This window comes from Anaeromusa sp., from assembly GCF_028691475.1.
Classification (GTDB): domain Bacteria; phylum Bacillota; class Negativicutes; order Anaeromusales; family Anaeromusaceae; genus Anaeromusa.
Genome location: NZ_JAQUZF010000004.1, coordinates 36,189 through 61,686 on the forward strand (window position 1 = coordinate 36,189; position 25,498 = coordinate 61,686).

21 protein-coding genes and 1 pseudogene are annotated in these 25,498 nt (G+C 52.2%); 3 read left to right on the plus strand and 19 right to left on the minus strand.

Features of this window, described 5'->3' with window-relative positions; all coding sequences use genetic code 11:
• Positions 1–239 precede the first annotated feature (239 nt).
• From PHF27_RS01450 to PHF27_RS01520, 15 genes are all read right to left on the minus strand, one after another.
• Positions 240–1,862, minus strand: coding sequence for an amidohydrolase (locus tag PHF27_RS01450; protein WP_300065173.1), 1,623 nt, complete (start codon positions 1,860–1,862; stop codon positions 240–242).
• Between the two features lie 22 nt (positions 1,863–1,884).
• Positions 1,885–2,292, minus strand: a complete 408-nt coding sequence (locus PHF27_RS01455; RefSeq protein ID WP_300065175.1) for a hypothetical protein — start codon at positions 2,290–2,292, stop codon at positions 1,885–1,887.
• Positions 2,292–4,964, minus strand: a complete 2,673-nt coding sequence (locus PHF27_RS01460) for a UvrD-helicase domain-containing protein (RefSeq protein WP_300065177.1) — start codon at positions 4,962–4,964, stop codon at positions 2,292–2,294. Before PHF27_RS01460 ends, PHF27_RS01455 begins: the two co-directional genes overlap by 1 nt.
• Before the next feature lie 335 nt (positions 4,965–5,299).
• Positions 5,300–5,920: a helix-turn-helix transcriptional regulator gene (locus PHF27_RS01465; RefSeq protein ID WP_300065179.1), complete on the minus strand. Its 621-nt coding sequence runs from the start codon at positions 5,918–5,920 to the stop codon at positions 5,300–5,302.
• 319 nt (positions 5,921–6,239) lie between these two features.
• A complete protein-coding gene (locus PHF27_RS01470; RefSeq protein WP_300065181.1) occupies positions 6,240–6,839 on the minus strand; it encodes a YitT family protein in 600 nt (199 codons plus the stop codon).
• Positions 6,840–6,918: 79 nt separating this feature from the next.
• Positions 6,919–8,373, minus strand: coding sequence for an EAL domain-containing protein (locus PHF27_RS01475; protein WP_300065183.1), 1,455 nt, complete (start codon positions 8,371–8,373; stop codon positions 6,919–6,921).
• Between the two features lie 333 nt (positions 8,374–8,706).
• Positions 8,707–9,330 (minus strand): hypothetical protein, encoded by a 624-nt coding sequence (locus tag PHF27_RS01480; RefSeq protein ID WP_300065185.1) that lies wholly within the window; start codon positions 9,328–9,330, stop codon positions 8,707–8,709.
• 201 nt (positions 9,331–9,531) lie between these two features.
• Complete coding sequence (locus tag PHF27_RS01485; protein WP_300065187.1) at positions 9,532–10,404, minus strand: hypothetical protein; 873 nt, start codon at positions 10,402–10,404, stop codon at positions 9,532–9,534.
• A gap of 51 nt (positions 10,405–10,455) precedes the next feature.
• On the minus strand, positions 10,456–10,842 hold the full coding sequence (locus PHF27_RS01490) for a response regulator (protein WP_300065189.1): 387 nt from the start codon (positions 10,840–10,842) through the stop codon (positions 10,456–10,458).
• 230 nt (positions 10,843–11,072) lie between these two features.
• On the minus strand, positions 11,073–13,772 hold the full coding sequence (locus PHF27_RS01495; RefSeq protein ID WP_300065191.1) for an ATP-binding protein: 2,700 nt from the start codon (positions 13,770–13,772) through the stop codon (positions 11,073–11,075).
• Positions 13,744–13,911, minus strand: coding sequence for a hypothetical protein (locus PHF27_RS01500; RefSeq protein WP_300065193.1), 168 nt, complete (start codon positions 13,909–13,911; stop codon positions 13,744–13,746). The genes PHF27_RS01495 and PHF27_RS01500 overlap by 29 nt, the downstream gene beginning before the upstream one ends.
• Before the next feature lie 191 nt (positions 13,912–14,102).
• A complete protein-coding gene (locus PHF27_RS01505) occupies positions 14,103–15,995 on the minus strand; it encodes an ABC transporter permease (RefSeq protein ID WP_300065195.1) in 1,893 nt (630 codons plus the stop codon).
• The gene (locus PHF27_RS01510; RefSeq protein ID WP_300065197.1) at positions 15,982–16,746 is read right to left on the minus strand and encodes an ABC transporter ATP-binding protein; all 765 of its coding nucleotides are present in this window, start codon (positions 16,744–16,746) and stop codon (positions 15,982–15,984) included. Before PHF27_RS01510 ends, PHF27_RS01505 begins: the two co-directional genes overlap by 14 nt.
• A gap of 22 nt (positions 16,747–16,768) precedes the next feature.
• On the minus strand, positions 16,769–17,782 hold the full coding sequence (locus PHF27_RS01515; RefSeq protein WP_300065199.1) for a sensor histidine kinase: 1,014 nt from the start codon (positions 17,780–17,782) through the stop codon (positions 16,769–16,771).
• On the minus strand, positions 17,779–18,453 hold the full coding sequence (locus PHF27_RS01520) for a response regulator transcription factor (protein WP_300065201.1): 675 nt from the start codon (positions 18,451–18,453) through the stop codon (positions 17,779–17,781). Before PHF27_RS01520 ends, PHF27_RS01515 begins: the two co-directional genes overlap by 4 nt.
• A 439-nt stretch (positions 18,454–18,892) precedes the next feature.
• Between PHF27_RS01520 and PHF27_RS01525 the strand changes: the two genes are divergently transcribed.
• The 3 genes from PHF27_RS01525 to PHF27_RS01535 all read left to right on the plus strand — a co-directional run bounded on the left by PHF27_RS01525 (position 18,893) and on the right by PHF27_RS01535 (position 22,406).
• On the plus strand, positions 18,893–19,933 hold the full coding sequence (locus tag PHF27_RS01525) for an AbrB family transcriptional regulator (RefSeq protein WP_300065203.1): 1,041 nt from the start codon (positions 18,893–18,895) through the stop codon (positions 19,931–19,933).
• 401 nt (positions 19,934–20,334) lie between these two features.
• Positions 20,335–20,853, plus strand: coding sequence for a hypothetical protein (locus tag PHF27_RS01530; RefSeq protein WP_300065205.1), 519 nt, complete (start codon positions 20,335–20,337; stop codon positions 20,851–20,853).
• A 2-nt stretch (positions 20,854–20,855) separates the two neighbouring features.
• Entirely contained in the window at positions 20,856–22,406 is a 1,551-nt protein-coding gene (locus PHF27_RS01535) for a hypothetical protein (RefSeq protein WP_300065207.1), read from the plus strand.
• 355 nt (positions 22,407–22,761) lie between these two features.
• On the opposite strand, the gene PHF27_RS01540 is transcribed toward PHF27_RS01535, so the two are convergent.
• The 4 genes and pseudogenes from PHF27_RS01540 to PHF27_RS01555 form a co-directional block, all read right to left on the minus strand.
• Positions 22,762–23,451: an FHA domain-containing protein gene (locus PHF27_RS01540; RefSeq protein ID WP_300065209.1), complete on the minus strand. Its 690-nt coding sequence runs from the start codon at positions 23,449–23,451 to the stop codon at positions 22,762–22,764.
• Between the two features lie 82 nt (positions 23,452–23,533).
• Entirely contained in the window at positions 23,534–23,683 is a 150-nt protein-coding gene (locus PHF27_RS01545) for a hypothetical protein (RefSeq protein WP_300065211.1), read from the minus strand.
• A 395-nt stretch (positions 23,684–24,078) separates the two neighbouring features.
• Positions 24,079–24,636 carry a V4R domain-containing protein gene (locus PHF27_RS01550; protein WP_300065213.1) on the minus strand — a complete coding sequence of 186 codons (558 nt, stop codon included), beginning with the start codon at positions 24,634–24,636 and terminating at the stop codon, positions 24,079–24,081.
• Between the two features lie 617 nt (positions 24,637–25,253).
• Positions 25,254–25,498 (minus strand): annotated as a pseudogene (locus tag PHF27_RS01555) (methyl-accepting chemotaxis protein); the annotation flags it as partial.

The window sequence follows — 25,498 nt, forward strand, 5'->3', positions numbered from 1 at the left end:
CGCCCCCCTAATTCAAACAATCGTTTGTTCGAATTAGCATAGCATGCTAAAGTAGATATGTCAATTAAACGAACCAGAGGAAGGTACGGAACACAGAGAATCAGAGAAAAGCCAGAGTAAACAGAGGTTTTTATGATAATCACTCACGACTCTATTTAAATCCTTGTCCGTCTCTGCGTCCCCTCTGTTACTCTGTTCCTCTCTGTTCCGTTTTCTTTCCCTACCGCCGGCTCTCTTGTTCAATCCTTATTTTTATAGCGAACCTGGCCGCCGACCATGGTCAGCAGCACCTTGGTCTTCGGCAACTCGTCCACGGGAACCTGAAAAACATCCTGCGACACCATAATTAAATCCGCCAGTTTTTCTGCTTTTAGCGAGCCTTTTTCCTGCTCGCCGAACTCCGCATAGGCGCCGCCCAAGGTATAGGCGCGCACGGCGTCTTCGAGAGTCAGCTTTTCTTCCGGCACCCAGCCTTCTGGATGCTTGCCATCCAGCGTCCGTCGCGTAACGGCTGTGTAAATCCCCTGAAAAGGGTCTAAGGGCACTACCGGCCAATCGGTCCCGAACGAAAGGGGCACGCCAGCCTCCAAGAGCGAGCGGAAGGCATAGGTCGTACGGCAGCGTTCCGCGCCGATGCGTTTTTCCGCCCAACAACCGTCATCCGCCACATGCCCCGGCTGCACCGACGCCAAAACGCCCAAACGCGCCATGCGTCCGATGTCCTCGCGACGCAAGTGCTGGGCATGTTCAATGCGAAAACGTCGATCCCTCGGCCCGTTTTCCGCCTCAACTTCTTCAAAAATATCCAGCAAGAGCTGATTGGCCTTGTCGCCAATAGCGTGCAGCGACGCCGCCAAACCGGCGCGATCCGCCGCGGCAAGGCGTTCTTTCATAATGCCTTCCGGCAGCATCTGCTCCGTCAACAAACCGCAGGTTTCCGGCGCGTCGTCATAAGGCTCGCACATATACGCCGTACCGGACCCCAGCGAGCCATCCACAAATCCTTTGAGACCGCCCAGGCGCAGCCAGGCATCGTCTGCGAAACCGTCTTGGCGCAGCTGCAGCTGTTTTTCCCACTCATGAATCTGGGTACGCGCATAAATGCGCACCGCTAAGGCCTGCTTTTTCTGAAAGCGCAGCAGGCACTCCCAGTCCAGCCAATCTCTCCAGGCCGTCACGTCCTGCACCGAAGTGACACCGGAACGAAGGGCGCAGTCCATCGCCGCCTGCAGCGCCTGATCGTATTCTTCCGGCGACGGAGCGGGCAGCTTCTCCTGCAGCAGTTTTACCGCATTATCCTTAAGAATACCCGTTGGCTCGCCTGTGTCCTCGTCCCGTAGAATTTGCCCGCCCACCGGGTCCGGCGAATTCTTATCAATGCCCGCCAGCCGCAACGCCGCGCTGTTGGCAAAAGCGATGTGCAAATCGCTGCGATGTAAAAAAACCGGTCTTTCCCGTGTAAAGGAATCCACCCAGGAGCGATGCGGCAGATCTGTTTGCGTCCACTGATCATTGCTCCAGCCGCCGCCTCCTAAGACAGCGTCGGACGGCAATTCTGCCGCCCGCTGCCGCACAGCTGCGATGAATTCTTCTTTGCACGTTACCGTCCGCAAGTCCAGCGACAAAAGTTGGAAGCCGCCAATCAAAAAATGGGTGTGGTTGTCGATAAAGCCCGGCAGCACCAGCTTGCCGCCAGCGTCTACGCAGGACGTTTTCAAGCCGGCCAGCTTCTTTATTTCTTCGTCTGCGCCCACCGCGACGATGCGCTCGCCGCGCACCGCCAAGGCCTGGGCCCAAGGCTGCTCCGCCTCGCCCGTCCATATGCGGGCGTTATAGAGCAGCCAGTCTGCTGCGTTTGTCATGAATCAAGTTCCTTCTTTCTTCTTACTCTACTTCTTCCGCCACCGGCGGCAGGCGGTCCAAAAGCGCCCGCTGCACGGCCAAGGATTCCTGCAAGAGCGATTTGCACTCCTTCACGTCCTGGTGCAGCGCCTCCTGCCCTCGGCTCAATTCTCCTATCTTTTCTTCCAACAACCGCACTTGAACTTGCAATTCATCTTGATCTTGGCGCAAGCTTTTGATCTCGCTTTGGACCGAAACAAAGCTGCCCAACTGCCGCTCCAAATGCTCAACCACGGCTTCCATCGGTTGATCTTCTTCAAAAGCGCTGGCCGCGTCCTGCAGCTCTTGCGCCAGGGTCTGCAAGGCAATAATCCGTTTGGTTACTTTCTTCAAAGCATTACTGCTTTGACTAAACTGGTGCAACAGCACCTGGATTTCCGTTTCTTCCATTAGGGTTTACCTCCTTCCGCTTTCGCCAGAGAAAGAAATTCCAATTCGTAGGCGCATTCCTCGCAGGCCTGTGTAAAGGCTTGCATTTTAGGCAGCCAATAGACTTCCACCGCCAGAGCCTCCATATCCTTTTCCCGGGAAATAGCCGCCATGACTGAAGGCAAGCGTTCTTCATGGGGCTCAAAATACCCTTCCACCTCTTCATAGGAGCGTTGCAAGTGCAGCATCGCCCGCAGCGCCGCCAGCTCATTCGTCGTATCCTTCGCCAAGTTCAGTACGCGCTCCCATTCGCCGGCCCGCTCATAATGCGTCAAGGCCTCTTCCGCCTGCCCTGCCGCCTCGGCTTCCGCCCCCAAGCAGCGAGAAGCGGAAACGCTATCGCCAGCTTGCGCGTACAAATCGCTGGCATCCAAGTAGTATTCTTCGCGCTCGCGCTCCCGCGCCTTTTCCAGCAGCGCCGCCGCTTCCGAAATTCCCTGCAAGCCAAGACGGGATGCATCAAACACGGCTACCTCTTCCAGCCAGTTCGCCAACGCCGCCAGCACCCCCGCCGGTGCGTCATCTTCATAGAAACACAGGCGTTCCTTGGCTCTGGTAATAGCTACATAGAGAAGATTAGCCTGATACCTAAGGCGCAGCTGCCCTCGTCCCTGACCGCCCAGCAGCTCCTCCCAAGCGTCCTTGGCCGAACTAAGCAAGCGATAAGCAATGATATAATCATCTTCCGCCCCTTTAAATTCCTGAACCGTATAGACGTTATGCCGTCCGTAACCGCCGGACAAAAGACGCTTCTTTTCTTGTTCATTGGCTACCAGCACCGTTACATAGCCGCGCTGTACATCCGCCGCCGCCGCCAAGAGTTCTCTGGCATTATCCGGCTGCGCCTGCAGCCATTGCGGTTTGAACGCCCCCGGCAAAAGCGGCTGCAGCAACTGCGTCTCTTCTTGGTCTGAAGCGCCGCACCAACGGCTGCGAAACTGCGCCAACGCATTGCCTAGAGCCACAATGGGCTCCCGGCAGCGATAATTTTTCGTCAAAACCCGCAGCTGCGTCCGCAGATGCCCGCGATAATGAAAAGGCATGCGCAGACGGCCAAAGTCGAAATACGTCGGGTTAATTGTCTGCTGCACATCACCGCTGAATAAAAAGGAATGAAAATCATGGTCGTTGTGCTTCTTGCAGGCCAGTAAAAAGTAGAGCTGCAGCTCACTTAAATCCTGCACTTCATCAATCACCAGGTAATCGAACTCCGGCTGCAGCCTTCCTGCCGCCAACCTAGCGAGACCTTGCCGAGCCATGTCGTTTTCATCCAGCAGCTGCTGGCTTTCCAGCCACTGTTGATATTGCAGCGCCACTTCATAAAGCTGCTCGCGCTGTTCCGCCCCAAAGAGAGAATGGTCCAGCGGCAGCTGCAAATACGTATCCTTCGGCAGCAAAGACATCTGATATATTTCCTGCTGCAGCCGCGCCAAAAGCGCCAAGGCTTCTTTTTTTACCGCCTTTGAAGGAGCTCCGACAGCGCCTTGAAATAAACCTTGGCTGCCGTCACGGCGCAAAATGCGCCACCAGCCGTGACCGTCTTCTTGCCAAAACCCAATGTCCTCCAGCCAGCGCGCCGTTTCTTCCTCTATTGAATACTTGCGTTGCAGCAACAAATCTTGCCGCAGCCAGTGACGCCCCATACCACCCTTTAAAAGCCCTCGAATCTCCTGCCAGGCGTCGGCAGCAGAGAAGCTGCTGGCGCTCCCATAGACCCGCCAAAATTGGCTTTCAAAAACCCGGAACGAGACTACGGCTTTTTCCCTAACGTCCAACCGTTCCCGACAGTAGGATGCTACACAATGAAACTCCGTTTGCGCTCGGACCGATTCCGACGCTCCCTCACACCACGCTTCATACAAGGCCTGGGTATCATCCCTCAGCCGCTTGGCATACGTAAAATAGCCCAGCTTAGCTTCCTGAGAACTCCGCGCCATCAGCTTATGCAGCCCCACGGTCGACTTGCCGGTACCGGCTCCGCCAGCAAGAAACAACGGCTCGCCTTCGCTAAGCACACAGTCATACTGCTCTTGGCTGAGATATAGCTGCCAGTCGCCCCGGCCTTCCTCTACCAAGCGAGCCAAGCCTTCATCGGTAGTTAAATACCAGGCGGCTGCATCAAGAATCTGCGGCACATTGCCCCAGTATTGCTGACTCCGGCGCAAAGCCTCACTTTCTCCGACTTCTTCGTAAGGTTCTTCGCAAAATGCCGCATCCTCCGCTCCGGCTGCAGCTGCAGCCGCTTGCAGCGAAACGCCTCGCCGCACCTGCGTATCATGCTTACAGTATTCTAAAAGCACCACGCTGTCCGATGCCACCTCCCGACGCAAACCGGGAATATCTCTAGCATACAAAAACAAAATTCGGTCGCCGCTGTTGACGCGAAATTTATAAACCGTCCGCGCGCCGCCCTGTAGTGAGCGAACATACATCCCTTTCGTCTGGGCAAACAACGGCCCTGAAAGTTTGGCTAAATACTCCGGCAGCCTAGCGGCGACAAAAGCCCGTTTCTCTAATGGTACGCTTTCCCAAAAATTGCGGGCCACCAACTGCCTGCGCTGCTCCGACAATCCCCAACACTCCTTGCTATGCAAAAAAAGGAAAGCCAACGCCGCCACGCTGCTTTCCCGCATTTCTCTCTACTGTGATATTATACGTTATCTCTCAAAATCCTGCCGCCTGCGCCAAGAAGGACCGATTTATTCTCCAAGTCTCCGTTCCCCTGTACTACGAAGAGATTGCTTCGCTCCGCTCGCAATGACGCGAAGCCAGCCTAACATCTGTCGTTGCGAGGAGCGCCGCGGCAACCTCTCGTCAATGTTCTCTCTGGCCTTTATCCGGCTTACTCTGTCTTCCGTACCCTGTAACCCCTCAGTCGATCCCTCCCGTGACTCCGATTCTCTTGTTCAATCCTGCTTTTTTCTCTGTTACCTCTGGCTTTTCTCTGTTACTCTGTGTGCCGTTCCCCTCAAGACCGCTCTTTTAGATACTTATAGATGGTAAAGCGGGACACATTTAATTTTTCCGCAATCGCAGGAATGCTTTTGGCAAATTGAAACGCCCCTTGCTCACTCAGAAGCGCAATCATCTGCAGCCGATCCTCACGGTTGAGCAAGGCTACGGGTTTTCCCAAACGCTGCAAGCAAGCCTCAAAAATGGAATCCAACGTAGGCGCCGAGGCATGAAGCTCCTCTTCAATCGGCGCGCCCACAGCCGTCAGTTCCGCCAGCACCGATTTTGCCAATTCCAGATGGGTATAATCGTAGTTGATGCCTATGGCATAATGATAATCTTCGCCGCGCAAATGAAAAGTGGAGCTTTTTAAAAGCCGCCCTTCCTTCGTTTTCCCCTGGCTGTTCACAAAGTCCCGGCCCTCAAAAAATTCGTCCAGCTTCTGCACGCCCAAAATAGACAAGCTGTCGCCCACCTGACGCTTAGTCACCTCGCCATGATAGATCGACACAATGGAGCTTTCTTTATTGTTCATATCATGAATTACCACTTCGCAGGACGGGCCAAACATCTGCGCCATTCCTGCCGCCAAGCGATCCAAAAATTCCAGAGCCGCTTCTTTTTGCAAAACCTTCACCGCCTTTGCCTCTATCATATCATTTCAAGACAAAAGTACGAAACGAAAATTGAACAAGAGTAGAGTGAGTAGATGGAGGGAACGAATGAGGCTACGGTGGCAGTGATTGTATTTTATACTTTTTGGAGCCAGACGGTCCGCAGGACGCAAAAACAGGAGACGCCGTTCACAAATCATGGTATAAAAAAAGCCGCTAAAAAAACGGCTTTCCATCTCTATAAACCGGATTACTCTTTCTATTCCATCGTACCCTCACTCTACTCCCTATACTCCTGTTTATAATATCATGGTATCCAGCTATCTTGTTCGTCCAACGCGTCTACGCCGCTTCGGCATGCGCCTCCGGCGTCCGATAGGAACTGGCGATGCGCTTTCTAAACAAGCTGATCACGCTAGACACCACCACAATGGACAGCGCTGAAAACAAGGCCTCTCCAGCACCGACCACTAACATACTGGAACCTACAATCACGGCATCAAAGCAAAAATTGAGCTTCCCCGGATCCCAGCCATAGCGCTGCTGCAAATACACAGTCAACACGCCGGTCCCTCCCAGCGAGCTTTGCCCCATAAAGAGCAACGACAGGCCTAATCCCGCTAGTACGCCGCCCGCAAGAGCTCCAAACAAGGGATCTAGTTGCATCGCCGGCAGGACACGCTCCACACCAGTCAGCAACACCACGGTCACAACCGACAACAAGGTGCTAGCCGTAAACTTCCAACCCAGCCGCTTGAGCGACAAAATGTAAAACGGCGTATTCACCACAAAAAACAGGCCGTCAAAAGGAATCTGCAGCCAATAGGCCAGGTTAAGGGCCAAGCCTGTCGTGCCTCCGGTGGTGATATGCGCATACTTAAAAATCAAAATGCCCAGACTTATAGACAGACAGCCCGCCAACACCGTCAAAATCCGTTTCATAAAACAACAGCCTTCTTTCAAAATGGAATACTTCCATCTTAAAAGAAGGCACATCTGTTGTCAACATTTTTTGTAATCATTAAACAGTTTGTTGATTCTTATTCTCCCGCGCCCACTCCAGCGCCGCGTCCGCCGTCAAAGGGCGCGCAATATAATAGCCCTGCACTAAATCAAAGCCGCAAATTCCAACACTCTGCCATTCTAGCTCGGTTTCCACTCCTTCGGCGACTACCTCCATATCCAACGCATGCATCATCTCCACAATGGCCGCGATATACTGCAGATGACGTTCATCGTCGCCTAAATTTTGCACCAGCGTACGAGAAATTTTCAAAGACTCAAAAGGTAACCGCAACAACTGCGCCAAAGAGGAAAACCCTTCGCCAAAGTCATCCATGGAAAGAGTTAGGCCTTGTTGCTTCAACTCATGCAAGCTAGTTACCGCTTGCCCGATCGAAGCCATGAATACGCTCTCTGTAACCTCTAAAATAATGGCGCGGCGATCTTGCAGCTTAGCGCGCAAAAGGTCTTCTACCATACCGCAAAAAGCTTCATCCTCTAACTGCTGCGCCGATACATTCACATGCACTCGTATCTGGCCCAAGCCTTGCTGCCTTAATTGGTCTGCAAACCAGCAAGCTTGCTCCATCACCCACTGCCCAATGAGCGGCATCAAGCCGCATTGCTCCGCCAGCGGAATAAACTTACCTGGCGGCACCTGCCCGTATTCTGCACTACGCCAACGCAGCAACGCTTCAAAGGCCACGAGATTTTTCGCAGCATCAACAATCGGCTGGAACGCCAGACTAAACTCGCGATTAACAATGGCGCTGCGCAAGGCGTTGGACAAAAACAGCTTCTCTCTGCTTTCCTGCACCAGTTCCCTTGTACACATGCGCCAAGCATTTTTACCGCTGTCTTTGGCTTCATACAATGCAGCATCGGCATTTTGCAATAATTCTTCCACAGTCAGACCATCCCGCGGATAGGCGGCAATGCCCATACTGGCCGTTATATGCAAAGGATGCTCTCCCTCGGTTTCACCATCCTCAATCGACTGCAGCAACTCTGACGCAACTAGTCCTGCCTCTTGACAGTCCGAAGAGGAAAGCCATAGGCCGAATTCGTCGCCGCCCAGCCTGGCCACAATACCGCTTTCCGGCACACGACACTTGAGCGCAGCCGCCACAGCACAAATAAAACGGTCTCCTTGGCTATGCCCCAGGGAGTCATTGATTAGCTTCAAGTTGTCCAAATCCAACAAAAAGACGTAGCCGCCCAAGAGAGTTTCCCCTGCCGCCAGCTTTTCCTGCAGCTGTTTATAGAAATTTCGCCGATTGGGCAGCCCGGTCAATTCGTCAATATAGGCCAGCTCATACATATACTCATGGTCTTGCGCTCTAGCCAACGCCGCCGACACAATGTTGGCGTACTGCCGCAAGATGGAATCGGTTCTGACGTCAATAACCGCCATCTTTTGCGACCACGCCACCACCAATACGCCAACAGCAGCTCCGCCAATCTGCAACGGCAATCCTAAACAGCTGCCTATAGGAAATAATACACTTCCGGAAGGCTGTATTGGCGCCATAAGAAAAAGTGCTAACGCAGCCTTTTGACGGAAAATACGGAAATTGAACAGAAGAATCGGAGGCGCGCGCAAATCTTGTCTCAAATACAGTTACGCCGCCGTTTATACAGAAGCTCCTAACCCTTCAAAACCCTTTCGCGTCTTTCGTGTGTTTCGCGGTTCGTTATCCACAAACCCTTGCCATTCCTCCTTTTGCAGCCGTAAAAGCTTATAAATTCTGCTATAAAAAAAGCCCAGACGTCTTTAAAAAACGCCTGGGTTATCGCTTAAATTTCTCTATTTATTTTCTGTATTCGCCGCCACGCGTTTCACATTAGCAAATTTCTCCGGTACCACGGCATCAAACTTGCTAAAAAACTGATCCAACGCCTTCATGCTGACCGACTTGTTGCCAAGGGCTCCGATCATGGTATTGTCCTGCCCCATTTCAACAAATTTGCCATTATATAAGTATAGCCCTGTATGCCTGTCAATAGCCTTTACCGGAATGGAAGCAGTCACTTTCTTGCCCACCGTAAAGAAGGTCATCACATCACGAACCGTAAACGGCTCTATTTCCACTACCAACAAGGCATCGGCGTCGGAATCTTTGGCTACCGCCAAAATATCCGCCCGCTCCGCCATGGTAACGCTTTGGATGCCCATGGACGCCAGCTTGTCCTTATACGCATCGCCAGCCACCAGAGTCCAGCGGCCTGCGGCTACTTTTTTCATATGTTCCAGGATTTTCGCGTCAATTTCGGCATCATAATCAGTTTTAGCATTATTTACATAGAGAAAAGCCACCCGCGGCAGCTTGCTGTTTTGCTCTTGTGACGCTTTACCTGCGTCTTCTGACGCCCAGACCGTTCCCATTCCCAAAATCATCATCAATACAAACATAAGGCACACTTTTTTCATTTAATTCTCTCCTCTTGTTAATTTTGGACACATCTCAATTCAGTAAATAGCTTTGTATTTTATTTACATTTTACTGCTTCTATGTTCTTTCTCGCTTTAGGCGCTAAATCCTGTCTGCCAACAAATAAAACCGGCATTCTTGTCACAAGGAACCAAGAATGCCGGTTTTCATTTGTTTTTATATCAGAAACTATCACTAAGTTATTGTACGGCAAACAACATTTCCAACGGTCCAAAGGAGGTGCCAATGTCCAAACGATAAATACGGCTTTGCAATTCACAGCCAAAGGGGTTAGCCTGCTGCGCCTCCAGGTCCGCCCAGACGCCTTTGCCGGAAAGAAGTCCGCAGAAAACACCGTTATGTACATTTAAAAACTCTCCGACACAATCCAGCGCCAATTCGTCTACTTTGTTCAGTTGCTCGCCGTAAAAACGGCTGGCCAACTCCAGCAAGGCTTTTTCCCTCAGCCTCAGGCCGGTAAAAAAGCTTTTATCTCCATAAATTTTTTGCGTAACCACATACCCGGCGCTGTTGACCGACAGTTTCGTTTCTTCTTCACAAGGCAAATACGACGGCACATCTAAAAACCGCTCCATATTACGCAGCAGCAGCCCCACATAGGCTTCTAAATAGATAGCTGCATCTTCTTCCACTAAAAAAGGAAACAACAAATGCAGCGGATACGGCAGCGTCGCGTCATAGCCGGGTTCCATGCCGTATTCGCTGCGAAATTCCCGCAACGCCTGCTCTAGCTTTGCTAATGGCAGATACCCTTGATCGGAAATAGTCTGCAGCAACGCCAGCGGCTCTTCTTGCTGTTGCGCCAAAAGCTGCTCCACCTCCTCCTGGTTTAAGTACCCCATCTCTACCGCCAGCTTGCCAAATAGCTGATCGCAGCGCTGTTGCAGAGCATGCACCTCTTCCACCTGCGCCGCCGTCATCAACCCCTGATTGACCGCGAGGGTTCCCAATTTAACTTTGACCTGCTTTTCCTGGCGGATGGCGTTACAAAGCTCTTCCGACGCCAGCAAGCCCCTATTTAACAAATAATGCCCAAAAAATTGATTTAACATACTCTCTCCTCGCCAGGACTGCAAGTCTTTGCTTGGCCTAGAAATCCTTTTCTAGCCATGAGCCGCCTCTTTTGTAGTTTCACTTAACAGCAGGCGCACCACCGACTGCAGGTTTTCTTCATTGATCGGTTTGACGATATAGTTTTTTGCTCCCAGCTGCAATGCTTCAAACACCGCATGCTTTTGCCCCAGCGCGCTGATGACGAGAATATTAGCCGCAGGCTCCTGCGCTTTTAGCTGCCGAATGGCTTCCAAGCCTCCCATACCCGGCATGGTCAAGTCCATGGTCACCAAATCCGGACAACATTGCGCATACTTTACCAACGCTTGCTCGCCGCTGGCGGCCTCCTCTACGATTTCACAGTCAATCTTCTCCAACATCCTCCGTAAGGTTTTACGCATCATCAGGGCGTCGTCCACAATCATCACTCTGGCCATGTGCTTCTTCCTTCCCTTCTTTAAGGGAACCGCAAATTTACTCGCATCTCCTTCAAAGCGGTTCTTTTCCCGTCAGGCGTCGTCAGAAAGCCTCGGCAGAAAGCCTCGGCAGAGCGCCGCTATGCCTGCTTTTTCTTCCTCGCCTGACAGAAAAAGCTTTCACTTTGAAAGAGCGCTCATTAAATCAGCAGCTCCCTGTGTACTTATTGTCTCTTTAAAATGCAGTCTTACTAGTAAATGAGGCTTAGGGACAGACTGCCCGCCGGTGTTTCCAGCACCCACGTAGATGTCTGCGAGTGCGAATACTTGGCGGAAGCGTCCTCTGCCAACAGGCTGAGCAAAGGCTCCACATTCACTTCGGCCGGACCTTGTGGCCAGGCTTCTAGGGCTTGGCGAAAAAGCTGTTGGGCATACTGCGAGAGCACATTCTCCAGCTTGTCTTCCGCCGCCGTCCTAACTCTCGCTTTTATTCCAGCCTGCACAATCTTTTCGTCGGCGCTCAGCAGGATCTTGCCCGCAAGACCGCCTTTGACATTCAAAAAGGAGGACACTTTGCGCAGCTGCAGATTTCCTTCGGACGCACTGTCCAAATAATGAATGCGCGTTACCGCTAGGCCGCATTGCTCTTGCAGCAGCCCTTCCGCCGCCTGGAGCAGCGGTTTGGCCAAATCTCGTATGGAAAGCGACTCGGCTTCTTCCGCCTTTTCATAGGGCAGGAAAAAGGAAAACTCCGTGCCTTCACCCAAAACACTGCGCACAGTAACCATCCCGCCCAGCTTTTCGAGCTCCATACGCACCGCCGCTAAACCGACGCCGCGTCCAGCCAGTTCATCCACCTCTTCGGCTGCGGAAAAACCGTCAGCAAAAATAAACCGCAGCCACTCTTCCGGCCCCAGCCGCTGCACGTCCGCCAAGGAGCACAGCCCTTTTTCCAACGCCAAATCCCGAATGACTTTGGGATCCATACCTCGGCCATCGTCGGCGACAGTAATGCAAACCCCGCCTTCTTCCTCTCGAACAGAGCAGGCAATAACGCCAAGCTCATCCTTGCCGCTTTCCAAGCGTTCTTCCATCGTTTCCAAGCCATGCATGACGGCATTGCGAAAAACATGCCCCATCGACTTGACAAAATCATAGTACCGCGCCGGATCCACCATCATCGTCCCGCCATGGACCGCAAAAGAATGGACCGCTTTGCCATGGCGCTCGGCCAAGCCGCATGTGTATTCAGGAAAGGATTGCAGCAGCTCCTGCAGCGGCTTATAGCGAAGGCGACGAATAGCGGTCAAGAGCATGCCGCATTCTTCCGGCGACAGTGCCGCTTGCATCTTCTCTTCGAGTTCCAGCAACCTCTCATTGTCAATAACCAAAACATTTTTCCGTTGGAAAAAATCCTGTCCCAGCTTATCTTCCAATACTCGCACATCTTCTTGGAGCCAGCTCAGCATCCGCTCCGGCGTAAAGCCAGCCAGATTCTTTTCCAGCTCGCTTTTTTCCATATCCGCCCCTTCCTGCGTCCGAATCGCCGCCAAGCGATCCTCCATCTCATGCAAGAAGCCCATGGTTTGACGCAGCCGCAATTGACCGAAAGTGCCTTTGAAGGTATGAACTACGCGAAATAAATCCGCCAATACGTCGGCCGGTTCTTTTTTGCTGCGCAGCAGCTCCGCCATACCTTCCCGACAAAAGAGAGTATATTGATTGACCGCGGCAAAGAAATCCGCCGCATGGGTCACCACCTGCACAATCATCGCCAGCACGTCGCGCTCCGCCTGCATTTGTTCCTCTAGGGCCTTCTGCGCCGTCCGATCGGTCAGGATCAGCATGATTTTACGTGACCCTCCTTGCTGCCCTCCTTCAATAACCTTGTATGTAACGCTGATATACCTTGCTCCAAGAGAAATAGCTTCCGGCAAAAGGGAAAAGTACGTTTCCTGCAAAGCAGCGCTGTTTTCCGCCAAGATCTTCGCGAGCACCGCAGCTACAAACACTTGCTGCGCCTCCGCCTCCGGGCAAAGAAGCGCACAGGCGTTTTCTCCCGCTATCTCCCGGCGGAAGATGGCGGTGCATTCGGCGCTATATTCCTTGTCGATTTGCAGGTCGCCGCCAAAAGACAAAAAGCCCTGGCCGGCGTAATCCAGCAAGTTTTGCAGCGCCGCCGTCCGCTCTTTAATCTTTCCTTCCAGCTCCAGGTTCCACCGCTCCAACGTTGCGTGAGATTGCTGCACTTCTTCGTACATCCTTTGCAGCGAATCCAAAGTGCGATTGATTTCGCAAGTCAGCTCGCCCATTTCGTCATTTGCATCACTGCGCCCTCGCGCCTGCAGACCACCTTTGGCTACGCAGGCCATCAGCGAATTTAACTGATACATCCGTTTGCGCACTGACATATCAAAGCCGCAGAATAAATATCCCAACAAGAGCAGAATGCCGCCGGCAAAAACACTAACGGCGTTACGGTAGCTTATGTAGGCATCAATGCGCAACGCCAGCAATTCGTCAATCATTTGAAAGGTCTCGTCCTGCGTCCGGATCGCTTCTTGAACGGCTCGCGTCCCTGTAGCTTTCAGCAGTTCCCGGGATATAGGGAGGCCTTGCTGTCCAATGGTTTTCTGCTCAAAATTCCAGGCAAAAATAGGCGCCGCATCAACCAGCGCGGTTGTCACCGGCTGCAGACGGCTGCGTACCGGCTCGTTATGCCGCAATACCTGTTTGACATTGTAGTCCACCAGATCCAAATCCGAACGGATCAAGCCTACATACTGCAAAAACTGATTTTTTCTCTCTCTTGAGAGAGCCTGGCTGAACAGTTCTACCTCCAAGGTCTGCGCCGCATTCAAACGTTCCAACAAATTCGGCATTTTCCGCAGAACCATATCTACCAAATACGACGTATCGGAATCAGAATCTAAGGCTAAATTGGAATTCAATATTTTTATTCAGCTCCGATACCAGCAAATACATCAAAACCGCTGACTGCAAAACGATTAAAACGCCGATCACGGCAAATTTATAGGCGTATTTCAAGCGGTTCATCCAGCGAACCGCCGGCTCTATAAGTTTATTCATGCCTGCAACACCTGCTATTATTTATTCTGATCCTGCAATTCTTATTGTAGAAGGTCCGGTCCCGGCAAAGGTGAACTTCCCGTAAATTTTTAGTTAAGTTTTCGTTCCATAGCTTAAAGTGTAAGTATCCTTACGTCAAAAAATCGCACCGCGAAAAATTTTCGCGGTGCGATTTTTTATCGGGCACAAGCTTATTCTGCTTCCAACCCCCGGATGCAGGAATGAATGGTAAGAAAATAGTACCCACAGTACACGACCGTATAAATCCCCATATTCAAAAGGGAGGAGCTCAGCACCGATACTTGAAACACGCTGCCGAACAGAAAGAAGGCGACAAAAGCATGAAAAATGGCCAAAAGCCAGGAAAACGCCACACAAGGAAAGAGCTGCGCCGCCAAAATCAGACGTACCTCTTCCGCGGTTACCCCCAGCCCCCGCAGCAGCTCATAAAACTCCTTATTCATTTGTATCTGGCTGAGAAACTGAAAGGAAAGAATGCTGCAGCTGGAAGAAATCACAATGGTGCCGATAAAAAGTCCCATAAACAGAAAAACGCCCCAAAGCTTTACGGCCTGGTGAAAATCGACATAAAAAGAGCTCAACTGCGCTTCTGCCGGCACCACGCGGTATATGTCATCTGTCAGTTCCCGGCTTTCCCGCAGATTATCGACCATATACGCCTTACCCCGTAAAGACGGCGCCCAAGGGCTCCATTGGGCATAGGTCTCATCCGACACGATTAACGCCGGTCCGCGCGCCGATTCATTCAATACCGGCCACGGCCAATGCTTCACCAGTAAAATCGTGCCTGCTCTGCCCAAATCTAAATTCCTCCCGGCTGGCATCTGCTCCTCCGGCTCCCGATAATACGAAAGATAGATGCCCTCTTGAGGGCCCAACGCCGGCAATGACACCTCCAAGCCCTTGGCCGCCGCCGCCCGGGCGAAGGCTTCCCTCGACACTACCTGCAACTCTGCTTTTTCATGCCACCCTGGCAGATCTTTCTCTGTCAACGGCAGCAGCAGAAACCGCACATCGACTTCTCTTTCAATAAAATGCTGCGGATAACCGTCGATAATAGCGCGCACTTTGGCATCCACCTGAAGGTCGTCGCTCATATAAGCAAAAGAAAAAGGCATTTGCGCCATACGCTCCTGCAGCAACTCCTGGTAAATATGATAACTTAAGCCCACAGCCGTTAAGGTCGCAGCACCCAAAAGGGTAACCAGCGTCAACAGTTTTACTTGACCGCGCAAAAATACGTTTAATTGATTCACTGCTAAAAACGGCACGAGATGAAAAAAGCGGTCCTGCTTCTTCAACCGCTGCAGCAAGCAGGGCAAAAAATAACGAAATGCCGCGTAGGTTCCCTGACATAAAAAAAGCACCGCCAAAATCACTTGGAGCCAACAAATCTCATGCCCCCGCTGCCAAGGCAAAAGACCATAGCCGCAAAGCAGCAACAGTGGCATCCATAGGGCCTTGCAGCCGCACGGTTCCGTCCGCGACGGCGTCTCCCTACGTTTATACAGCATCGTTCCCAGAGTCACCTTTGCCAGTAAAGCATAGCCATACAAAGCTGCAACCATAAACAATGCGCCAAAAATCGCTATCGTCCGCCCAATAGCAGCCAAACTAATTTCAAAAGGCACTGCGCCTGTAAAGCCAAGAAACCAAATCAACAACAGTTGAAAGAATTTAGCCATAACCACGCCAAAGACAATACCGATCAATAGCGCCGCCACTCCCGCCAAAAACGTTTCAAAAAAAATCAGCTTTCCCACTTGATGGCGCGTCATGCCTACAAGACCGTAAATCGCCAATTCGCCCCGACGACGACGCAAAAAGAAAGAGGTCGAAAACCAGATGGACAAAACAGCAAATAAAGCCACCGCTACGGAAGAAAGATTAAAAAAAAGTTCTAATTCCTGTTCGCGTTCTACGACCATGCGAACCGCCTGAGAAAAGCGCAAAGACGCAAAAAGATAGTAAATGGTAATATTGAAAGCCATGGAAAGAAAATATACCGTATAGTTTTCCAGATTGTTGCGCACATTTAAAAGCGCCAGCTTAAATAAGGTCACGCCCGTCACCTCCGAGCATGGCTAACACATCCAAAATGCGCTGGAAAAATTCCCGTCGGTCGCCGCCATGGCGCAGCTCCGTAAAAATCAGACCATCTTTAATAAACAAAATACGCTTAGCGTAGCTGGCTGCAAAAGGATCGTGCGTCACCAAAAGCAAGGTTGTCTGATATTCTTCATTGAGTTCGGTTAGCACGCGCAGCAAATCCGCCGTGGCCTTGGAGTCCAGCGCGCCAGTAGGCTCGTCCGCCAACACCAGCCGCGGCCTGTGAATGACAGCCCGCGCCGCAGCCGTTCGCTGCCGCTCGCCGCCGGAGACTTCCTGCGGAAAATGCTCCAATACCCGCTGCAAACCCAAGCGCTCCGCCAAGTAAGCCACCCGATTTTCCATTTCCTCCACAGGCATCTTCGCCAGTAATAACGGCAACAGCATGTTTTCCTTCAAAGTCAGCGTAGCCAATAAATTGGCCTCTTGCAAAATAAAGCCCAGCTTTTGCCTTCGCAGCATCGCCAGCCCCTCTTTTTTCATCCGCTGCATATCCAGGCCTTCCAAAAACACGCTGCCCGACGTTGGCTGGTCCAGCATTCCCGCCAGGTTCAAAAGCGTCGACTTACCCGCGCCGGAAGGCCCCATCACCGCAATAAACTCCCCAGGCATCACTCGCAGCGACACATCATTTAACGCGACTGTTGCACCGCCTTTAGCGCCATAAATCTTAGTAACATGCTCCATTTCCAACACTGGACTCACAGGCCTCCTCCTTTCCCGCACCTTACCAAGAAAAATCAATAATCAGGCGCGTATATTCTCCTTCTTTAGACTCCACTTCTAAACGGTGCCCCAGCTTGTCCGCCAACTGCGCCGCCAAATAAAGCCCCATGCCGGTAGCATGCTGAAATTCTCGACCATTGCGTCCAGTAAAACCCCTGTCAAAAATGCGCGGCACATCCTCAGCAGGAATGCCGATACCGTTATCCTCCAAAAGCAGCCGCCAATGACGGCCTTTGCCCTCGGAAAACACGCGGATGCAGCCTCCCACTGTCGTATATTTCAGAGCGTTGGATAAAATTTGATCCAAAATAAAACTCAGCCATTTGCGATCACTTAACACCAACCCCGGCAATTCGCGCAAATCCAGGCGAATCCGCTTGGCGATGAAGGTTCGCGAATGACGCTTCACGGCTTCTTTGAGTACCTGCTCCAGACACACTTCCTGGATCAAATAGTCCTTAGCAAAGGACTCCATTTTGGCCGAATAGAGCACCCTTTCCACGCCGGCTTCAATGCGATCCAGCTCTTCTTCCAAGCTGGACAGTAACTCTTCCGGCGCTTTATCCGCCGCCCCTTCCAAGAGCAGGCGCGATACGGCAATCGGCATCTTCGTGTCATGCACCCAGGTAGCCAGAAATTCTCCCTGCTGCTGCCGTTCTTGATGCAAGCGGCGATAACGACGCTCCTGCGCCGCAAAAATGCGTTGCAAAAGCTCATGATATAGCGCCTGCTCTCGATTGGCCGGCCGCGGCAGCGGCGGCATTACCGCATCCGCCAGCCCTTCTTCGTCCGCCAGTACCTCCTGCAGACGGCGCAAGTGCCGCCGCCGCACAGCAAAGTCACACAGCCAGTAGAGCAGGAAAAGGAACAGGCACACGCCAATCATATATACCACATTCCCAGAATCCATATGCAACGTATTATCAAGCGCCGTCATCGCAGCGACAAAAATAGTCACGCAAACCAGACACGCCGCAAGCCCAGCTTGATCGCGCGCATAATCACGCCAATTCATAGAAGCACATACCCTTGTCCCTTGCGGGTTTCAACCCAGTCTTCCAGGCCCGCGTCGCTCAGTTTGCGCCGCAGGCGGTTGATGTTGACCGTCAAGGTGTTATCATCGACAAAATTTTCATCCTCCCAGAGAGCGCGCATAATCTTTTCCCGGCTGAGCACCTCGCCGCCATGTTTGATCAAAAGATGCAAAATACGCAGTTCATTGCGCGTCAGTGTGATCTTCTTATCCTGATAATGAAGCTCTCCCTCTCCCAAATGAAGCACCGCCCCCCGGTGCTCTACGGTTTCTCCCTCTTCTTTGCCATAGGAATACGTGCGCCGCAATAGGGCCTGCATTTTGGCCGCTAAGACATCTAGGGAAAATGGTTTTTGTACAAAATCATCGCCCCCCATATTTACGGCCATAACAACATCCATGTTAGCGCCTCGGGAGGAAATGAAAATAATAGGCCGTTTGCTGGTGCTGCGAATTTTGCGGCACCAGTAAAAGCCGTCATACATCGGCAAATTAATGTCCAGCAGCACCAAATGGGGGTCCTGCTCCTCTACCGCTTCCATAACTTTGGAAAAATCTTCTACGCCCTTCGTTTCAAAGCCCCATTTGCGCAAATTCAACAGGATCAAGTCCCGCAGCTTACTATCGTCTTCGACCACCAATATCCGAAACATCCGCAGCCCCCCTTTTATTCCAGCCTACTCGGCAACCTTCTTTATTATTACTATTATACCGTCCCTGCTAGCACTAGGAAACCAAAATGACTTTTTCCCTACAGTTTCCTCATAGGACGGTGACATCTCCACCGCCTTGCGCTATACTCAAGGAGATTGCTGAAATCGATAGGACGGAACACAGAGTAAGCAGAGAAATTTTATCGGCCCCTGAGAGATTGCCGCGTCGCTGCGCTCCTCGTAACGACGTGATAAGTTGGCTGTCGCTACCAAACAAATTTATTGCCGTTCTCCTAACTTTTGTCTTTGCGAGCAAAGCGAAGCAATCTCTTGCAATATCCTTTCCTCTCTCTGTTTCCTCTGGCATTCCCTCTGTTCCTCTGTGTTCCGTCTTCTCCGTATTCTCGTCCTATCGCTTGAAAGGGGTCCTTTACTCACTATGTTTCTCATGTTTCAAACCGGCCTTATCGCTACTTGCGGAGGCTTTTTATTCTTTTGGCTGAACATGCCGCTCCCCTGGACTCTAGGTCCGTTAGCGGCGGTGCTCCTCTGGCGAGCCTTGTTGCACCGCCCGGCTGCTTGGCCGATACAGGTTCGTAACGGCGGCATGCTCTTTCTGGGTTACGCCATGGGCGCTCCCTTCACGCCGCATACGGCGCAGGCCATTTTACAGCAGTTGCCTGCCATCTGCCTTTCGACCGTTTTGGTGATCGCCATTAGCCTCTGGATGGCCTCTGTAACGGCTCGCTACACCGACATCAGCCTGTCCAGCGCCTTTCTGGGCAGTACGCCCGGCGGACTGACGCAAATGACCGCGTTAAGTGAAGAAATGCCGCATACAGATCCTGGCGTCGTTACTTTCTTGCAGACTTTTCGTCTTTTGGCTACGGTCTTCACGGTGCCGTTTTTGGTTTTGCACGGCCTGGCGGATCACGTGGATGTCGTTGGCGTTGTCCTGTCCGGCAGCGCCGAAGAACTGCTTATTGCCTATCTGCCGCCGCTGGGTTTGGCTATTGGCGGTATGCTTATCGCCACAAAGCTGCACTTACCCACGCCGCAGCTGCTGGGTCCCATTCTAGGCACAGCCATCTGGTCTTTGCAAGGATACACAACACCGCCTTTGCCGTCGGAACTGCTGAAAGCCGCCCAATGGTGCGTCGGTACTTACATGGGCCTTAACATTCCTTTGGTAGCGCTTCCTTCTTGGAAACGCCTAGTGCCCCTAACAGCGCTGTCCGTCGCCCTGCTGCTCACCGCCACCTTAGGCATTGGCCTGGTTCTCTCCAATCTGCATGGTTATAGCCTGGCTACGGCCTTCATCGCCACCGCTCCCGGCGGCATGGCGGAAATGGGCCTCACCGCCATGATGGTCCACGCAGATCTTTCCATCATCATCTCCTACCAGCTATTCCGGCTCTTGTTCATCCTCCTCGTCATCCCGCCGTTCTTCCAGTGGTACTTCCGGCACAGGAATCAATAATTTATTCACATCTCACGCCAAAGCGGTTCTTTTTCCGTCAGACTTTGTCAGAAAGCCTCGGCAGAGCGCCGCTATTGCTGGCCCTGCTAATTTATTCGTATCACACGCCACGACAATTCTTTTTCCGCCTGGCTGCGTCAGAAAGCCTTAAAAGAGCGCCGCTATTCTCGCGCCCTTCTTTCTTGCCAGGCGAAAAAATCTCTTGCCCTGGTGGTGCACTCATTAAATCAGCTGAGCCTTTGGTGTTTAATTTAATGGACTCTTCATACCCTCCCTATACTCCCTATACTCCTGTTAAAAAACCGTACCCCGTTCTTCTCTTGCGTACCCTCTCGCGACTCCCGTGACTCTTGTTCAATCTCCGTGCTCCTACCTAATATCAACGAAAGAAGGAATCTCTTATGTTACAACGTCTTTTACCGTTTTTGCTTCTGGCCCTGCTCGTTTTAACCCCTGCCGCCCAAGCGGCGGAACTGCCTGGCGACAGCGCTTTTGTGGCCACAGCCCTTTACATTGACGCCGGCGACCGGGATATCCCCGGCCTGGATCTTCTCAATAAAGGCCTGAACCAAGTACTACGCATGCAGATGAGCTCCTTGCTTCTGGGCAGCGAAGTCTACGTAGGCACCGATGTGCTCCGGGACTTGAATCGCCACGGCATCACTAACGCCGCCAGCGCCCAAACGACGAATCTCACCTCTTATTGCGTAGACCGCCAGGTCAAAAACGTCATTTTGTTTACCGTCAACCCCTTAGACATGGTAGTAGACTGCAAGGCCTTCACCGCTATAGATGAGCAATTTGTCGTCGACAAGCGCATGACCCCGCCTGAAGGAGGACTTATGAGCACCTCCTATGATCGTCTGGCCGCTTTGTTCACCACCGAGCTGCCCGCGATTGTCGCCACCTTGAAAGGCTAATCATGAAAAACATCTTTACTGCGCTCTCTTCCACGCGCATGTTCTGGACCCTCGCAGGCATGTTGGGCCTACTTCACTTCTTTTGGATGCTGACTTTGCCCTTTTGGCCTTTTACCGACCTGCCTAACCATTTGGCGGTCGCCGCCATTTACCGAGACTATGACGCCCCGGACAGCCTGTACCGGAATTATGTGCTGCTGGAGCGTCTATTTCAACCGAATACGTTTTTCCCTTGGTTTTGCAGTCTCCCGGTCTTTGCTAACGTAGAGCAGGGCGCTCGCGTTTTCTATGGCCTGTACATATTGGCATTGCCCCTATCCGTCTGGAGTTTGCTGCGCCGCCTCGGCGGCGATGGACGCGGCGCCGTCCTCTCCCTGCTTTTGCTCTACCATTACAGCGTCACCTGGGGCTTTGTGGGCTATACGGCCTCTTTGCCAGCCTTCTGCGGCGCCTGGTCCTGCCAGCTAGCCTGGCTCCGCGATGGCAAAAGCAAGCATCTGCTGCCGCTTAGCCTGTTCTTAGTGCTGCTCTTTTTTCTGCACGGTCAGACCACTCTCTTTGCACTCTTCTTTCTCGGCCTGCAGGCCGCCTACAACCGGCGCAGACAGCTTTCATCCCTTGTACCATTGGGAGCCGCCGCCTTGCCGGTGCTGCTCTTCGTCACCGCTTGGCTCACCGCTGGCGGCGGCTTTCAGCCCGGTTCTCACACCGGTCACCTGCTGCAAGATTACTACTTAGGCGGTGAGTTTCTAGCCGCCTGGCCGCAACGTCTGGCCGACGCGATGACCTTGGACAACCGCGCCCTGTACGAAGGCGCTGCCGGTTATCTTGCGGCCTCTTTTTTCACCCTGGTCTTAGGCGCTTTCGCCTGGAATCGCTGTAGGTACAGCCGCAAGCCCTGGAAACAACATCGTCTTTTTTCCGTATGGCTGCTCCTCTTCCTCTCCCTGGGCGGCGTGCTCGTTCTGCCACGGGAAATCGACGGCCACGGTATTATCTACGAACGTTTCAGCGTGTTCTTGCTTCTAGGTTTAGTGCTCCTTGCCGGCGCCGGCAGCGTCCGTCCCCTCGGCAAGCGAGCTGTGGCTGCCATGCTGTTGGTGTCTTTGCTGCACGGCGCTGCCTGGAGTGAATACTTTTGGTCTTTTCGCCAAGACAGCGCCAGCTTCAACGCTTCCCTGCTGCCTGCAGCGGAAAGCGGCCTCGTAGCGCCGCTCTTTTATGACAACTCTTTTCGCGGACGCCCGGTGTATCTTCATTTTGCCAACTATCAAACGCTGGACAAAGGCGGTCTCGCTGTCAACGCCTTCATCGACTACCGCTTCGGCACCATCCGCCGCCACGTTGATGAAGCCACTTTGCCCCGCTATGATGAATGGATTTCTTGGCGTTGGAGCTATGAAAATCTGTATCCTGAAGTTCCCTGGCTGCTGGTCCGCGGTGAAGCGCCGGACCGAGCTGACGCCTTCTTCGCCCAGTACCGCCTTGAAAAAGAGCAAGGCCCCTGGCAGCTGTGGAGAAAAATGAAAAACGACAATATAAAACAAGAGTAAAGGGAGGGTACGACAGAGGGAACGAGATACAGAGTAACTATTATAAATTCCTATATAGCTACAAAAATCCGGTCTAGAAAGATTTACTTTCTTAGACCGGATTTTTCGTTTAGCCTGGTATGATACGAATCAGCAACGCGGAGAGATTACCACGTCTCTCCTCGCAAAGACACGCTAAGCTGGCCTATCTATACTCTAAATTTTCATTGTCATTCTAACTAACTTTTGTCTTTGCGAGCGAAGCGAAGCAATCTCTATTTTCTCTGCCGAGCCCTCACTCTACTCCCTTTACTCCTGTTAAAAAACCGTTCCCCGTAGCCCTCATTCGCACCCTCAGATTCTCTGATTCTCTTGTTCAATCCTTATTCCTTGTCAAGAGAAGCCCGCTGCCACGGACGGTTTTCAAAAGCCGTGAAGCGTCGCCCAGCTTTTTACGGAGCCGATAAATAAGCACATTCAGCTCGTCTGTACCCACGTCTACAGAGCCTTGCTCTTCGCTCGGCAACCGCTCCGGCCAAATTTCGCGTTTGATCGTCTCATAGTCCACTAGCGTGCCGGCGCTTTCCCACAAAAGCTGCAGCAAATGCCATTCTTTGCCGCTCAAGGAAACGCTTTCCCCGTACACTTGGCATTCTTGCCGCTCTGGAAAAATGGCTAGCGCCTGCGGCAGCTCCAAGCCTTGACGCAGCATTAGCGTGCGGCTCAAGTCGAGCGTTTTTTCGTCGCCCCCATGCTCCAGCCGTAACGCCACAAGACCAGACGCCAATTCCAAACGGTCTCCCGGCGCCAGCCGACGTACTTCCTGTTGCAATGGCTCGCCGTTGACGCTGGTACCATGACGGCTGCCCAGCTCCTTTATGCTCACACCCGTTTCATCGCAACAAACCAGACAATGACGCCGCGAGACGAAAGGGCTGGCAAAATACATCCCTGCCTCTCCCTGGCCGCTGCGTCCCAATAGCCATTCCCCTTTTTCCAGCATAATTCGGCTGCCGGAAGGATAGGGCACTCCTTTTTCTACAACTAAACACCAATTTTCTTCCACAGCCATCCCTCCTGGACCTATCTCTTTTCTATATCATACTGCGAAAATTTTTTTCTGCCAAGAAGGCGCGCTATGGCAGCATTTAAAATGTCTGCAGCAGCGTTCCGGCTACGCCGCGCATGGTTTCCGTCCAGGGCAAAAGAGCGCCAAATCCTTCAAAAGAAAGCCAGTCTGGTTTCCAGGCATGAAGAACCAGTACCGCTAAGGCTAAAATCCAACCACTATGTCTCATGACGCATCCTCCTTTGCCTTTTGTTAGTTTGATTATACCTTTTTTCATGTTACAGAGCTATGACAACGGCATGACAACTCCATTACACCTTCTAGACGGGACCGTTGGTTTATTCACATCTTAACCAAGCTGGATCTTTTTCCGTCAGATGTCGTCAGAAAGCCTCGGAATAGCGCCGCTATTCCTGCTTTTTCTTTCTCGTCTGACGAAAAAATCCCTCACCTTGGTAAAGTGTTCATTGCACCATCGGTTCCCGTTATAATTTTACATTTGAACATGAAAATCCATGGCGGCATTGCTTGTATTTGAGACTTTTATTGGAGCAAGATGGTCCGCAGGACAAAAAAGATTGCGGTAAAATGCATGTTCTCATTTTACCGCAACCTTTTATTTTTTTATCCGTGCACCAGACTCGAATCACAAAAAGCCTGCCCTAGCCCCTGTCCCACCTTGGCCTCAAAGCGACAACGCTCATCGCCCAGGCTCCAGCATTCGGTTTCCACTACATCATAGGGCTGTTGAAAAAACGCTTCCAAGACGCCGGAAAAGACGCCCGCATCAAAGTAACAGCTAGAATAGCCCTTCGTTGGGCCACCCGAGCAATCGAGGTCTTCCTTCAGCACAAACACAAACCGGCTATTGTCCGGCGCCGCCTCTTCCAGCCGAAGCAAACCCAACCCCATTTCCCGCAAAACTTGCTGCAACCGCCGCAAGAGCCATTGGCCTTCATGAGTTTCTCCAATCATATGTTGGTAAAACTCCTTGCCTGCTAATTGACCGGCCTGGTAAAACAGCCCTTCCGTCTGCTGCGTTCCCAGGCGCTCTTCCAGCACGTCCCTCATCGTATACTGCATCAACCGATACGCTTCCAGCCTCGCATAACGTCCCAGCGTAGGCCGGCCTTCATTCAAGCCTCCCAAAAGTTCCCATGAAAAAGGATACCGACGTTCCATATTGATTCCTCCTTGCATATAAACAAGCCGAATCGTGTCTCCGTCGCTTCTATTGTAACAAAAAAAATTAGTTTTTGCAAAATTAAAACTATTTTTCGGATAAGTATTGGGCAAGGAGCGGGGATTGAACAAGAGTCGCGGGGGTCACGGGAGGACACGACAGAGGGCTACGGGATACAAATTTTTTAACAGGAGTACAGAGAGTAGAGGGAGGGTACGATGGAGAAATATCAGAAAATATAAGGGATAGACCGGCTTACGGGTCATTGCGAGCGCCAGCGCGGCAATCTCTCCACCAAAAAAGCAAAGAAAGACCAGAGGAGTAAAGTGAGGGATCAATGAGGCTGCGGCGGCCGTAATTGTATTTGAGACTTTTATTGGAGCAAAGCGGTCCGCAGGACGCAAAAACAGGAGGAGGCGGAGAACAGTTTCGCCTGTTTGAGCGCAGCGAGTTAAGAAACTGCCGCCTTCGCCTGCTTTTGCGAGGCGCGCGCAAATCTTGCCTCAAATACAAGTATGCCGCCAAATTTAGACACTAAAACCTCGGCAAGAACCGTTGTAAATGGTTCTTGCCGAGGTCCGTCCTTCATGACCCGCAAAGGGCTTCTGCATAAAGTTTACAGCCGGAACCGCCCCACGGTCTGCTGCATTTCTTCGGCCATCTTAGCCAGCGCCTGGCTGGATGTAGCAATCTCTTCCATCGAGGCCGACTGCTCTTCCGTCGCGGCGGATACCGTCTGCGTATGCCCCGCCGTCTCGCGGCTGATGCTCTCAATGCGCTGCACCGACTGCACCACGTCTTGGCTGTGCGCGCCAATCTCCTGCGCCGCCTGACTTACATGCTGCACCTGCTGATACATAG